14 protein-coding genes are annotated in these 11,824 nt (G+C 75.2%); 10 read left to right on the top strand and 4 right to left on the bottom strand.

Annotated elements, in window-relative coordinates; genetic code table 11:
- The first annotated feature begins 253 nt into the window (after positions 1-253).
- Positions 254-1,402, top strand: a complete 1,149-nt coding sequence (locus tag DCS98_RS13345) for a S1C family serine protease (protein ID WP_241037911.1) — start codon at positions 254-256, stop codon at positions 1,400-1,402.
- Positions 1,403-1,547: 145 nt separating this feature from the next.
- On the opposite strand, the gene DCS98_RS13340 is transcribed toward DCS98_RS13345, so the two are convergent.
- The 4 genes from DCS98_RS13340 to DCS98_RS13330 form a co-directional block, all read right to left on the bottom strand.
- A complete protein-coding gene (locus DCS98_RS13340; RefSeq protein WP_116451838.1) occupies positions 1,548-2,834 on the bottom strand; it encodes a cation:proton antiporter domain-containing protein in 1,287 nt (428 codons plus the stop codon).
- Positions 2,835-2,863: 29 nt separating this feature from the next.
- Positions 2,864-3,025, bottom strand: coding sequence for a hypothetical protein (locus DCS98_RS23025; RefSeq protein ID WP_164704551.1), 162 nt, complete (start codon positions 3,023-3,025; stop codon positions 2,864-2,866).
- Between the two features lie 71 nt (positions 3,026-3,096).
- The gene (locus tag DCS98_RS13335) at positions 3,097-3,732 is read right to left on the bottom strand and encodes a hypothetical protein (RefSeq protein ID WP_116451837.1); all 636 of its coding nucleotides are present in this window, start codon (positions 3,730-3,732) and stop codon (positions 3,097-3,099) included.
- Positions 3,733-3,892: 160 nt separating this feature from the next.
- Positions 3,893-4,324, bottom strand: coding sequence for a hypothetical protein (locus DCS98_RS13330; protein ID WP_116451836.1), 432 nt, complete (start codon positions 4,322-4,324; stop codon positions 3,893-3,895).
- 160 nt (positions 4,325-4,484) lie between these two features.
- Between DCS98_RS13330 and DCS98_RS13325 the strand changes: the two genes are divergently transcribed.
- The 9 genes from DCS98_RS13325 (at position 4,485) to ftsR (ending at position 11,759) form a co-directional block, all read left to right on the top strand.
- The gene (locus DCS98_RS13325) at positions 4,485-4,685 is read left to right on the top strand and encodes a DUF1918 domain-containing protein (RefSeq protein WP_116451835.1); all 201 of its coding nucleotides are present in this window, start codon (positions 4,485-4,487) and stop codon (positions 4,683-4,685) included.
- Positions 4,686-4,697: 12 nt separating this feature from the next.
- Positions 4,698-6,764 carry an elongation factor G-like protein EF-G2 gene (locus DCS98_RS13320; RefSeq protein ID WP_116451834.1) on the top strand — a complete coding sequence of 689 codons (2,067 nt, stop codon included), beginning with the start codon at positions 4,698-4,700 and terminating at the stop codon, positions 6,762-6,764.
- A gap of 77 nt (positions 6,765-6,841) precedes the next feature.
- The gene (gene clsA, locus DCS98_RS13315; protein WP_241037910.1) at positions 6,842-7,525 is read left to right on the top strand and encodes a cardiolipin synthase ClsA; all 684 of its coding nucleotides are present in this window, start codon (positions 6,842-6,844) and stop codon (positions 7,523-7,525) included.
- Complete coding sequence (locus tag DCS98_RS13310; RefSeq protein ID WP_116451832.1) at positions 7,522-8,445, top strand: DUF881 domain-containing protein; 924 nt, start codon at positions 7,522-7,524, stop codon at positions 8,443-8,445. The genes clsA and DCS98_RS13310 overlap by 4 nt, the downstream gene beginning before the upstream one ends.
- Before the next feature lie 4 nt (positions 8,446-8,449).
- Entirely contained in the window at positions 8,450-8,782 is a 333-nt protein-coding gene (locus DCS98_RS13305) for a small basic family protein (RefSeq protein WP_116451831.1), read from the top strand.
- Positions 8,779-9,732, top strand: coding sequence for a DUF881 domain-containing protein (locus tag DCS98_RS13300; protein WP_116451830.1), 954 nt, complete (start codon positions 8,779-8,781; stop codon positions 9,730-9,732). The genes DCS98_RS13305 and DCS98_RS13300 overlap by 4 nt, the downstream gene beginning before the upstream one ends.
- A 118-nt stretch (positions 9,733-9,850) precedes the next feature.
- On the top strand, positions 9,851-10,255 hold the full coding sequence (gene gcvH / locus DCS98_RS13295) for a glycine cleavage system protein GcvH (protein WP_116451829.1): 405 nt from the start codon (positions 9,851-9,853) through the stop codon (positions 10,253-10,255).
- 242 nt (positions 10,256-10,497) lie between these two features.
- Positions 10,498-11,016 carry an oxoglutarate dehydrogenase inhibitor Odhl gene (gene odhI / locus DCS98_RS13290; protein ID WP_116451828.1) on the top strand — a complete coding sequence of 173 codons (519 nt, stop codon included), beginning with the start codon at positions 10,498-10,500 and terminating at the stop codon, positions 11,014-11,016.
- Positions 11,017-11,021: 5 nt separating this feature from the next.
- A complete protein-coding gene (gene ftsR / locus DCS98_RS13285; RefSeq protein WP_116451929.1) occupies positions 11,022-11,759 on the top strand; it encodes a transcriptional regulator FtsR in 738 nt (245 codons plus the stop codon).
- Positions 11,760-11,824 lie beyond the last annotated feature (65 nt).

Below are 11,824 nucleotides of genomic sequence, written 5' to 3'. Positions count from 1 at the left end.
GGCGCGGCGACCGTGGTCGCCCCACCGGCTCTCCCGTCGGGTCGAGCTCCCCAGCCCTTGCCGGACCGGACGTGCAGCGGACTCACAGCGGTGGTGCAGGGGTCGTCCAGCTCCCGACAGCACCGTGGTCCCCCATGCGGCCGACCGGGGCGCACCGAGGGAAAGGACGCTCGTCATCGAGCACCGCTGGCCGAACAGGCGTCCCCACGGCGACGGGTGGCGCGCCACCGATGACCCGGGGGCGCTGGGCTCCGTGAACCACCACCCCGGAACCCCGGGAGGCCACCTCACCCCCACCGTCCCGGGCTCGGCGGGAGCGCCGGGCGCCCGGCCGCTGCGGATGGGCGTCGTCGGCCTCCTCGCCGGCGCGCTCCTCGGAGGGGGAGCGGGGGCCGGGGTCGCGGTGGTCGTCACCTCCGACGGCGACGCCGGTTCGCCGGGCGTCTCGAGCGGCCAGGTCGTCGAGACGTCGGAGCCGGCCACCGACGTGGCCGCCGCGTCGGCAGCGGCGTCCCCGAGCGTCGTGACCGTCTACGTGACCGGTCGCGGGGGTTCCGGCAGCGGCTCCGGCGTCGTCCTCACCGAGGACGGCTTCGTCGTGACCAACAACCACGTCGTCGCGGCCGATGGCAGCGGCGGAGTGGTGCAGGTGCGGACTGCCGACGGCACCCTCCACGACGCCGTCGTCGTCGGGACGCAGCCGTCCCTGGATCTGGCCGTCCTCCGGGTGGAGGGAGCGGGCTCCCTCACGCCGGCGACCTTCGCCGACTCGGAGGACGTCGTGGTCGGCGACCTGGCGGTGGCCATCGGCGCGCCGCTCGGCCTGTCCCAGACCGTCACCGACGGCATCATCAGCGCGACCCATCGAGCGGTGTCCCCGGGCGGGGACGAGGGCGGGGGCGCCGTCATCGACGCGCTCCAGACCGATGCCGCCATCAACCCGGGGAATTCCGGTGGGGCGCTGGTCGACCGCACGGGCGCGGTCATCGGCATCAACACGGCGATCGCGTCCGTGCCGGCAGGGCCTGGTCAGGCCGGCTCCGGCGGGAACATCGGCGTGGGCTTCGCCATCCCCAGCAACACCGCGCACCGGATCGCGATGGAGCTCGTGCACGACGGCTCGGCGAGCACGGCAGTCCTGGGTGTGCGCGCCACCACGGTTTCCGACGGGCGGGTGGCGACAGGTGCCGAACTGGTCGAGGTCCGACCCGGCAGTCCGGCGGCGGCGGACCTGCGCCCCGGTGACGTCGTCACCGCTGTGGGAGACCGCCCGGTCACGACGTCGAAGGATCTGACCGCTGCCGTCCGGCGCGCCGCTCCAGGGGACACGGTTGCCCTCACCCTCCTCCGCGGCGGGGAGACCTCCGAACACGAGGTGGTGCTCGGACGGGCGGACGTCTGAGCCCACCCACGACCAGGCCCCGGCACCTCGACTCCGCGTCGGTGCCGGGGTCTGCCCGCGGTGGCGCGGTCCGGCCGAGCGACGACGCCGCCGGTGGATCCGTACCCGAGCGGACCCGGGCAGACCGGTCGCCCGGCGTCCCGGATCAGCCCGGGACGGCCCCTGCGTGCGTCTCCGGCCGGACCGGTCGATGCCGGCGCGGGAGTCCGCGGACCGGGAGTTCGGCGTCCGGCCGGTGCTCCTCCGGAGCGCGGGCGGCGGACCGGCCGTAGCGGGCGGCCAGCGGACCCGCGCTCACCCCGTGCGCCAGGACGCTGAGGACCACCGTCACCGCGATGACGGCGACGGCCTCGTCGGCGTCGCGGCCGAGTTCCTCCAGGGCGAGGAGGGCGAAGAGCAGCGACGCCAGCCCCCGGGGTCCGAACCAGCCGATGAACGCCACCGTCGCGAGGTCCGCACGGGTGCCCACCAGGGCCAGCGCGACGGGCAGCATCCGCACCACGGTCAGGCTGAGGACCGCGTACACCACGCTGGCGAGGTCGACCCGCTCCACCACGATCGGGACGGCGACGGCGCCGAAGGCCAGCCAGACGAGCAGCGAGACCAGGCCGGCGGCCTGCTCCGTGAACGCCAGCTCGCGTCGTCCGCGCCGTCCCGCTGTCCCGCCGAAGGCCAGGCCGCCGCAGAAGGCGGCGACGAACCCGTTGCCGTGCACGACCAGGGCCGCGCCGTGCGCCGCCAGGGCGAGGGCCAGGACGGCGGTGCCGGCGAAGTCCTCGGCGGCCCAGCCGCGGTCCCGGGCCAGGCGCAGCAACCAGCCGCCACCCGCGCCCACGGCGACCCCGACCCCGGCACCGACGGCCAGCTCGACCAGCGCGGCCGACCAGCCGGGGGCGTCGGCCAGGCCTTGTGCGGACGCCGCGCCCGCGAGGGCGAACATCACGACCGGGGTGACGATGCCGTCGTTGAGCCCGCTCTCCACGTTGATCAGCCGGCGCACCCCGACGGGCACCGCCGGGTTCGTCACCACCGGCACCCCGAGCGCGGCGTCGGTCGGGGCCAGCGCGGCCCCCAGCAGCAGCGCGAGCCACAGGCCCAGTCCGGGGAACATCCAGGACGCGAGCCCCCACCCGGCGAGCAGGGTGAGCGGGAGACCGATCGCGAGCAGCCGCAGGTAGCGCCCGGCGTCGGATCGCAGGCTCCGCACCGGGACGCGCGCCGCGTCGGAGAACAGCACCCAGACCAGCGTGACCTCGACCAGCGGGCGCAGGCCCGGAGAGGCAGCGCCCGCGTCGACCACGCCGGTGGCGGCGAGGAGGGTCCCCACCGCCACGAACACGATGGGTGCGCTCAGGTCGGCGCGCTCCAGCCGCGCCGACACCGCCCCCCACAGGAACACCGTGGCGGTGACCAGGAGCACGGCCGTCTCCATGGCCGCCTACCGCCTCCGGACGCGGGCGCTCACAGACCCCGCAACCCCCACACCGCGACCACCAGCACGACCAGGAGCCCGACGGTGAGGAGCAGGGCCCAGGCGGCGAAGGCGGGGCTGTACTCGTCGGACCCCGACCCGCTGTCGACGGGTTCGGCCGGTCCGTGCGGTCGGGTGCCGGCTGTGGTCATGGCGTACCTCCAGGCACACGTCGCTCGCGGCTGCGGGATCCGAATGGTCGGCTGCCCCGGCGGGGCCGGCCTCACCTCAGGGGGATGAGCGGCCCCTCGGAGCCGAGCGCGGGGCCGGCCGGCCGCGCGCGGGGCAGGCCCAGCTCGTCCATCGCCTGCTCGTAGCACTCGTGGAGGAGTTCGAGGCGCTCGACCAGCCGGCTCACGTACCCCTCCGACCCCGCCGGCTGGTGCGGCTCGGACATCAGGTCCCAGAACAGCCAGAACAGGTCGCCCCCGCCGCCGTACCTGACCGGTGGAGGTGCGGTCGACGGGCCCACCGCCGCGACGAAGCGACGGGTCACCGCGCGGTGCAGCTGCGCCGTCCGTGCGTCGTGGGCCGCGAGCGCGGCCCGGCGCTGCCGCCGGGCCGCCGAGGAGTGGCCCGGCGGGCTGCCGGGCAGCGGCGGCTCCACGGTGAGCCCGATGGCCCGTCCGAGGAGCGGCACCAGCCGGTGGCGATCGCGGTTGGCGAGCTTGTCGTTGGCGCCGCGCAGGATGGCGGCCAGCTCCTCGTCGACGCACCGCGGTTCGTCCGAGAACGGTTCCCCGGCCAGGAGCGAGGTGTACTCCAGGAAGCACGCCCCCCGCCGTGGACTGCGGTGCTTGCCCCGGGCGAGCACCGGCATCGCAGCCGGCACCGCCATCTGCTCGGAGACACCCGGCATGGGAGCCCTCCTTCTCGTGCGGGTCCGTCCGTGGGCTAGTCCGCCGAGCCTCCCGCCTCGGGCGGACGGGCGGCATCGTCCGCGCGAGAGGATGTGGCGCGTCGTCCCTGCCGGCCGGCGCGCCGGGGACCGGTCCGGGCAGGGGCCGGGCGCTGCCCGGTCAGCACGACGAGCCCACCTCGTCCATGAACCCGTCGGCGTCCTGGACGAAGGTCGTGACGGCGGTCCCCACGTCCTCGAGCGTCCCGGCGGAGGGGGAGTCCTGGGCCGCGCTGAGGGCCGCCTGCACGTCGTCGACGGCCGCCTGCACGTCGTCCACCTCGTCGGCGTACGAGGCCCGCGCATCGTCGGCCAGCCGCGACCAGTCCTCCTGGACCGCCGTCCAGGACTCCCGCAGGGCGTCGCTGCCCTCCTGCACGGCGCTCCCGGCGCGGAGTTCCTCCACCGACGACCGCAGGGCGTCGACGGAACCGCACACGGACTCCGCCGCTCCCGCGCTCGTCGTGCCGGCGGCCGTGCCCGGGTCCTCGTCGGACGAGCAGGCGCAGAGCCCGGCCACGACCACCACGACCCCCGCCACACCGGTCCGCATGCGTCCGACGGTGCCTCCGGGGCGCGGCCCCGGCACCATCCGCACCGGATGAGGTGGTGGTCGCCGAGACGGCCGCCCGGGGATGGGAACGGCCCTTGATCGGGCCGGACCGGACGGGCAGGCTGTGAGGCACGCCACAGTCGCACCGTCGGAGGCTGCCGTGGAAGCTCATGTCGGAGACCGGATCGTCGTGCGGTCCACCCACCAGGGCGAGCCCGAGCGGGTGGGCGAGGTCCTCGGGTGCGCCGAGCCCGGGGGAGGGCCGCCGTACCGCGTGCGCTGGGAGCCCGACGGGCACACCGGCCTCTTCTACCCGGCCGGCACCGCCTCGGTGGTCCGTGCCGAAGCCGCGCACGGCTGAGCGCCCGGCCTGATGGCGAAGGACACCGGGACGGCGCCGGCACCGCGACCGGCCGCACGCGTGCGCAACGTGGCTCTCGTCGGTCACGCGGGGGCGGGGAAGACCACCCTCGCCGAGGCACTCCTCGTCGCCACCGGCGCCCTGGCCCGCGCGGGGCGGGTCGAGGACGGGACGACCGCGCTGGACACCGAGGACGTGGAGGTCCGGCAGCAGCGGTCGGTGTCCCTCGGAGTGGCCACCTTCGAGCACGCCGGCCACCGCATCACCCTGCTCGACACCCCCGGCTCGCCGGACTTCGTCGGCGAGCTGCGGGCCGGGCTCCGCGCGGCCGACGCCGCCCTGTTCGTCGTCTCGGCGGTCAACGGCGTCGACGCGGCCACCGTGCAGCTCTGGGAGGAGTGCGCCGCGGTCGGGATGCCCCGCGCCGTCGTCATCACCCAGCTCGACCGTGCGCGCGCCGACGTCGAGGACGCCGTCCGGCTCTGCCAGCTGCTGCTGGGGGAGGGCGTCTACCCGGTCCACCTCGTCGACCGCGCCGCGGACGGCTCGGTGGGCGGGCTGGTCAACCTCCTGCAGCCCGCCGCCGATGCCCCCGACGCCGACCGGCTCCGGTCCGAGCTGATCGAGGGGATCATCGGCGAGAGCGAGGACGAGGCGCTCATGGAGCGCTACCTCGCCGGTGACCAGCTGGTCCAGGCCGATCTGATCGCCGACCTCGAGACGGCCGTCGCCCGCGGGCACTTCCACCCGGTCCTCTGCGCCGCCCCGCTGAGCGGCATCGGCGTCGACGACCTGCTGGAGCTCGTCGTCTCCGGCTTCCCGTGCCCCGCGGAGCACGGCTGCCCGCCGGTCTCCCGGCCCGAGGGGACGGCGACGTCGTCCCTGGAGTGCGACCCGGACGGCCCGCTCGTGGCCGAGGTCGTCAAGACCACCACGGACCCCTACGTGGGGCGGGTCAGCCTCGTGCGGGTGTTCTCCGGCACCCTGCGCCCCGACATCCCGGTGCACGTCTCCGGTCACGGCATGACCGACCGCGGGCACCCCGACCACGACGTCGACGAGCGGATCGGGGCGCTCTCCTCGCCGCTGGGGGCTGCGCTGCGGCCGGTCCCGTCCTGCCCGGCCGGCGACATCTGCGCGGTGGCACGGCTGGCCAGCGCGGAGACCGGGGACACCCTCTCCTCGCCGGAGGACCCACGGCTGGTCCCGCCGTGGGACCTGCCCGTCCCGCAGCTGCCGGTCGCCATCGAGGCGGCCACGCGGTCCGACGAGGACCGCCTGGCCACCGCGCTGGCCCGGCTGGTGGCCGAGGACCCCACCGTGCGCCTGGAACGGCGGCCGGACACCGGCCAGCTCCTGCTGTGGTGCGTCGGCGAGGCGCACGCCGAGGTGCTGCTGGACCGCCTCCGGACCCGGCACGGCGTCGCGGTCTCCACGGTCCCGGTCCGCGTGCCGATGGTCGAGACGCTGGCCCGGCCCACCCGGGTCACCGGCCGGCACGTCAAGCAGTCCGGCGGGCACGGGCAGTACGCCGTGGTGGTCGTCGACGCCGAGCCCGGACCGGCGGGATCGGGCATCGTCTTCGAGCAGAAGATCGTCGGCGGCACGGTGCCCAGCCAGTTCCACGGCAGCGTGGAGAAAGGCATCCGGGCCCAGGCGGAGCGGGGCATCACCGGCGACCGGCCCCTGGTCGACGTCCACCTGACCCTCGTCGACGGCAAGGCCCACTCGGTCGACTCCTCCGACGCGGCGTTCCAGGCCGCGGGAGCGCTGGCGCTGCGCGAGCTCGCCGCTGCGGCGGGGACCCGGGTGCTCGAGCCGTGGTGCGAGGTCGACGTCGTCGTCCCGGGGGAGTACGTCGGGGCGGTCATGAGCGACCTCTCCGGCCGCCGCGCGCGGGTCACCGGCAGCGACGCCGACCCCGTCCGCGACCGGACGACGGTGCGCGCCGAGGTGCCCGAGGTGGAGCTGCTGAGCTATCCCGGCGTGCTCCGGTCGGTGACCCACGGGACCGGCAGCTTCTCGCGCCGCCCGCTGGGCTACGAGCCGGCCCCGGCCAACCTGGCCGTCTCCGCGTAGCGGCTCACGGGTCGACGCGGGCGCGTCCACTAGCCTCGTGGATGGTGCAGCACGCTGTCGGTCGAGGTGGGGGAGCAGTGACGTCGTCGAACGGTCCGTCGGCGGCCGTCCCCGTCCCGCCGTCGGGTCAGCTCCCGGTCGCCGGCTCCCCGCCGGTGACCGACCGCGACGCCCTGCCCGACCGCATCTGGACCGTGCCCAACGCGCTCTCGCTGCTGCGGCTGCTCGGCGTCCCCGTCTTCCTCTGGCTCCTCCTGGGACCCGAGGCCGACGGCTGGGCAGTGGCCATCCTCATGGTCTCCGGTTTCACCGACTGGCTCGACGGCAAGCTCGCGCGGTGGCTGGACCAGAGCAGCAAGCTCGGCGCGCTGCTGGACCCCGCGGCCGACCGGCTCTACATCGTCAGCACCCTCGTCGCGCTGGCCCTGCGCGGGATCGTCCCGCTCTGGCTCGTCGCGGTGCTCGTGGGCCGCGAGGTCGTGCTCGCCCTCGCCCTGCTCGTGCTGCGCCGCCACGGCTACCCGCCGCTGCAGGTGCACTACCTGGGCAAGGCCGCCACGCTGCTGCTGCTGTACGCGTTCCCGGGCCTGCTGCTGGCCGACGGGTCGGGATGGCTGGCCGTCGCCATCGAGCCGTTCGCGTGGGCGTTCACGATCTGGGGGACGGCGCTCTACGTGCTGGCCGGGGTCCTCTACCTCGTGCAGGTCGCGGGCATCCTCCGTGCCGAGCGGACCGCCCGCCCGTCCCGGACGGCGCGGTGACCGCACCCCCGCGGGGCGGCGGGCCGCGCTCGATGGGCGCGTCCCTCCTCGACGCCGTCCTCGCCGAGACCCTCGACCCGGCCTACGCCCAGGCGGCCGCCGCCCGATCGGCGGAGGGCGGTGCGCCCCGTCGCCGCCGCTCCGGGCGGGTGCTGGTCGCCCTGACGATGGTCGTCGCCGGGCTGCTGGTCGCCGTCACCTACGACCAGGCCGCCGCCACGGTGCAGGGCCGCGACCAGGTGCGCGCCGCGCTGATCGACGACATCCACAGCGCGTCGGCGGTCAGCGACGACCTCGCCGCCCAGGTCGAGGCGCTGCGCACCGAGGTCACGAGCACCCGGGACGAGCTCCTGGCGGCCAGCGCCGTCGGTCAGCGCGCCCGCGACGCCCTGGCGCGGGCCGAGGAGGGCGCCGGGGCGGTGCCCGTCACCGGCCCTGGCCTGCTGGTGACCCTCGCCAATGCCGATCCGCGGGCCGACGAGGACCCGGTCGGCGGCGGCACCGCCGAGGAGGACCCCCGCGAACAGGTCCAGGACGGCGACCTGCAGCTGGTGGTCAACGCCCTCTGGGCCGCGGGCGCCGAGGCCATCAGCATCAACGGTCAGCGGCTGGGTCCCACGACCGCCATCCGCTTCGCCGGCGAGGCGGTGCTGGTCGACTTCCGCCCGGTGACCAACCCCTACGAGATCAGCGCCATCGGCGATCCGGACACGCTGATCTCGGAGTTCCTCGCCAGCCCCGAGGTGGGCGCGCTCGCGGTCATCTCGCAGACCTTCGGGCTCCGCTTCGACTACGCGGAGCAGGAGGAGCTGAGCATTCCCGCGGCCGGCGTCCCCGAGCTCCGCTCCGCCGTCCCGGTGGACGGCGACGACCCGGTGGACGACCCGGACCCGACCCCCGACCCCACCTCTGGAGGCTGACCCCGTGATCCCGATCCTCGGACTCGCGGCCGGCGTCCTCCTCGGCCTCTTCTTCGACCCCACCGTGCCGGTGTGGCTGCAGCCGTACCTGCCGATCGCCGTGGTCGCCGCGCTCGACGCCGTCTTCGGCGGGTTCCGGGCGCGTCTGGACGGCATCTTCGACGCGAAGGTCTTCGTCATCTCCTTCGTGTCGAACGTCGTCGTCGCCGCGCTGATCGTCTTCCTCGGCGACCAGCTGGGCGTCGGCGCGCAGCTGTCCACCGCCGTCGTGGTCGTCCTCGGCATCCGCATCTTCGGCAACGCCGCCGCCATCCGCAGGCACGTGTTCCGCGCATGAGCGGCGACGAGCGGCCCGGCCAGGGCCCGGACCCGGGGGAGGACGACGTCGTCGTCCCGCACCCGTTCGGTCCCGGCACGCGGGGCGAGCAGGCGGGCGAGCCGGACGACGCCCCCGGCGAGGACGCCGACGAGCCGGAGGACGCCGTCGAGCCCGAGGACGCGGTCGAGCCCGAGGACGCGGTCGAGCCCGGCACCGACGAAAGGCCTGCCGATGAGGAGCCGACCCCCGGGGTACCCGCCGCGGCGGGGCAGCCGCCCCGCCGGCGCACCCGCGATCCGCTGGCGGCAGCCCTCATCGGCGTGCTGACGCTCCTGCTCGGCTTCGCGTTCGCCGTCCAGGTCCGTGCCGTGGGGGAGGACCAGCAGTACGCCGGCGCGCGCGAGGAGGACCTCGTCCGCATCCTCGACGACCTCGACGCGCGCGAGGAGCGCCTGAGGGGGCAGATCGCCGACCAGCGCGGGGCGCTGGAGGACCTCACCGACACCGACAGCCAGTCGGCGACCGCGCTCGAGGAGGCCCGCGCCCGGGCCGAGGCGATCGGCATCCTCAACGGCACCATCGCCGCGCAGGGGCCGGGGCTGACGATCACGATCCGCGACCCCGAGGAGGAGGTGCGGGTGAGCGACCTGCTCGACGCCATCCAGGAGCTGCGCGGCGCCGGTGCCGAGACGATGCAGATCGACGGCGTCCGCGTCGGGGTGTCGACCGCCGTCACCGGGCGGCCCGGCGAGCTGATGGTCGACGGCCGGCCGATCACGGCGCCGTACGAGATCGTCGTGATCGGGTCGCCCGAGAGCATGCGGACCGCCCTCAACATCCCCGGCGGGGTGGTGCAGGATCTGACCCGGCAGGGCGCCTCGGTCGACATCGTGCCGTCCGAGCAGGTCGTGGTGGATGCGTTGCGACCGCTCGACACGCCTCAATACGCTTCGCCCACCACCGACTGAGCCCACCAGCGACTGAGTCCACCACCGACTGAGTCCACCACCGACTGAGTCCACCACCGACTGAGTCCACCACCGACTGAGCCCACCAGCGACTAGGCCCCAGGAGACGATCGCCCGCATGGCCACCCCAGACGACCGCCGCTACACCGACCAGCACGAGTGGGCGCTGGTGCAGGGCACCGACGGGACGTCGAGCGTCGTCCGCGTCGGGATCACCGACCACGCGCAGGACGCCCTGGGCGACATCGTGTTCGTGCAGCTGCCCGCTGTCGGGGACGAGGTGGGCCCGGGGGCGCCGATCGGGGAGGTCGAGTCGACGAAGTCGGTCTCCGACATCTACGCGCCCGTCGCCGGGGTCGTCGCAGCGGTCAACGAGGCCCTCGCGGACACGCCCGAGACCATCAACGCCGATCCGTACGGGGCCGGCTGGCTGGTCGAGATCAGCGTCGCGGGGGAGGGCGGCGACCCGATCGGCGGCCTGCTGGACGCCGACGCCTACCAGGCGCTGGTCGACGCGTCGTGACGCCCCCGCCGCCGGGCCCCGGCGGCGGCCTGATCACTATGATCGTCACAGCTCACCGGAACCTCGGTTCCACACCCTGAACGTCCGGTTGACCCTCGGGCCGACCGGCTGGTTCCATGACCAACGGTCCGCCGCCCCCGCGGCGGCCGACCCACGGCGGACCGTCCGGCCCGTCGTCCGCCGGCCGCTCGCGGCCCGTTCCGAGGCCCGCGGCGGGGCCCCTCGCACAGGAGGAGACAGACGTGCACTGCACTCGATGTGGCCACGAGAACCCCGAGGGCAGTCGCTTCTGCGCGCAGTGCGGCTCGGCGCTCTCCCAGGAGCGGGTCGGCGAGTCGACCAGCGTGATCCCCAAGGTCGGCGGTGAGGACACCAGCGACCAGCCCGAGGTGACCGAGGCCGCGGCCGACGCCCACGCCGGCGCCGTCGAGTCGCTGCCTGCCGGTTCGGCGCTGCTCGTCGTCAAGCGGGGGCCCAACGCGGGCAGCCGCTTCCTGCTCGACCAGGACGTCACCACGGCCGGCCGGCACCCCGACAGCGACATCTTCCTCGACGACGTCACCGTCAGCCGCCGGCACGTCGAGTTCCACCGCGAGGGCGGCGGCTTCTCGGTGCACGACGTCGGCAGCCTCAACGGCACCTACGTCAACCGGGAGCCGGTCGACGTCGCGAGCCTCGCCGGGGGTGACGAGGTGCAGATCGGCAAGTTCCGCCTCGTCTACCTGACCGGACCCCGCACCGGCGAGCCGGCCGCTCGCTAGTGAGCGTGCCCGAGCGCGAGAGCGCGCTCGGGGACGCCGCCGATCAGCGCACGCCTCGCCTGACCATCGGCGAGGTGCTGGCTGTTCTTCGCGACGACTTCCCCGACGTGACGATCAGCAAGATCCGGTACCTGGAGTCCGAGGACCTGGTGCACCCGCAGCGCACGCCGTCGGGGTACCGGAAGTTCTCGCGCGCCGACGTCAGCCGGCTGCGCTACGTCCTGGCCGCCCAGCGCGACCAGTACCTGCCGCTGCGGGTCATCAAGGAGCACCTCGAGGCGCTGGACCGCGGCGAGCCGCTGCCCGGCGGGGCCGGCGGGCCGGGCTCGGTCCCGCCGCCACCCGCCGTCGACGGCGACGACGAGACCGCGGTGCCCCCGCTGACGGCGGAGCAGTTCGCCCGTGCCGCCGGGCTCGACCAGCAGCAGCTGGCCGACTGCGTGCAGTTCGGCCTGCTGGCGACCGACGCCGAGGGCCGCCACCCGGCCGCCGACCTGCCGGTGGCCCGCGCCGCGGCCGGGCTGGCGCGGCACGGCATCGAGCCGCGCCACCTGCGGGTGTACCGCAGCGGCGTGGAGCGCGAGGCCGGGCTGGTCGAGCAGCTGGTGGCCCCGGTGCTCCGGGCCCGCTCCGAGGAGGCACGGACCCGCGCGGCCGAGAAGCTGCGCGAGCTGGCGACGCTGTCGGCCCAGTTGCACTCGGCCCTCCTGGAGTCGCGACTCCGGGATCTCCTGCGCCCCTGACTCGGGCGTACCGTGAGGACGTCGCAGCGCTCACCCGCGTGACGAGACCGACCCGCCCGCTTTCC

It is taken from the genome of Blastococcus litoris, assembly GCF_003075095.1.
Taxonomy (GTDB): domain Bacteria; phylum Actinomycetota; class Actinomycetes; order Mycobacteriales; family Geodermatophilaceae; genus Blastococcus_B; species Blastococcus_B litoris.
Note: the sequence above shows the minus strand (reverse complement) of the source record. Positions and strands in the feature narration are given on the sequence as shown.

What these genes read in the sequence shown, in the direction of transcription:
- DCS98_RS13330 (WP_116451836.1), bottom strand. Translation starts at nt 4,324, where the DNA reads ATGCGGACCGGTGTGGCGGGGGTCGTGGTGGTCGTGGCCGGGCTCTGC.
- DCS98_RS13335 (WP_116451837.1), bottom strand. Translation starts at nt 3,732, where the DNA reads ATGCCGGGTGTCTCCGAGCAGATGGCGGTGCCGGCTGCGATGCCGGTG.
- gcvH (WP_116451829.1), top strand. Translation starts at nt 9,851, where the DNA reads ATGGCCACCCCAGACGACCGCCGCTACACCGACCAGCACGAGTGGGCG.
- DCS98_RS13300 (WP_116451830.1), top strand. Translation starts at nt 8,779, where the DNA reads ATGAGCGGCGACGAGCGGCCCGGCCAGGGCCCGGACCCGGGGGAGGAC.
- DCS98_RS23025 (WP_164704551.1), bottom strand. Translation starts at nt 3,025, where the DNA reads ATGACCACAGCCGGCACCCGACCGCACGGACCGGCCGAACCCGTCGAC.
- DCS98_RS13340 (WP_116451838.1), bottom strand. Translation starts at nt 2,834, where the DNA reads ATGGAGACGGCCGTGCTCCTGGTCACCGCCACGGTGTTCCTGTGGGGG.
- DCS98_RS13320 (WP_116451834.1), top strand. Translation starts at nt 4,698, where the DNA reads ATGGCGAAGGACACCGGGACGGCGCCGGCACCGCGACCGGCCGCACGC.